This is a genomic window from Bacillus sp. AC266 (genome assembly GCF_979253805.1).
This window is the reverse complement of sequence record NZ_CEEDEC010000075.1, coordinates 1-234: the sequence shown is the minus strand read 5'-3', so window position 1 is coordinate 234 and position 234 is coordinate 1. Positions and strand designations below refer to the sequence as shown.

Below are 234 nucleotides of genomic sequence, written 5' to 3'. Positions count from 1 at the left end.
CGTGGTGTAGTGGTTAACATGCCTGCCTGTCACGCAGGAGATCGCCGGTTCGACCCCGGTCGGGACCGCCATTTTAACTTCTGCTATATAGCAGTTGTTTTTTATTGGACATTATGGTAAAATAACATTTGTCTTTGAAAAGAAGATAACTATTTCGATGGGCTATAGCCAAGCGGTAAGGCAACGGACTTTGACTCCGTCATGCGCTGGTTCGAATCCAGCTAGCCCAGCCAT

2 tRNA genes are annotated in these 234 nt (G+C 47.4%); both read left to right on the top strand.

The features are described 5' to 3' along the window. The first annotated feature begins 1 nt into the window (after position 1). Positions 2-71 (top strand) — tRNA-Asp (locus tag AC0IXC_RS29400). A gap of 87 nt (positions 72-158) precedes the next feature. Further along, a tRNA-Gln gene (locus AC0IXC_RS29395) sits at positions 159-233 on the top strand. Position 234 lies beyond the last annotated feature (1 nt).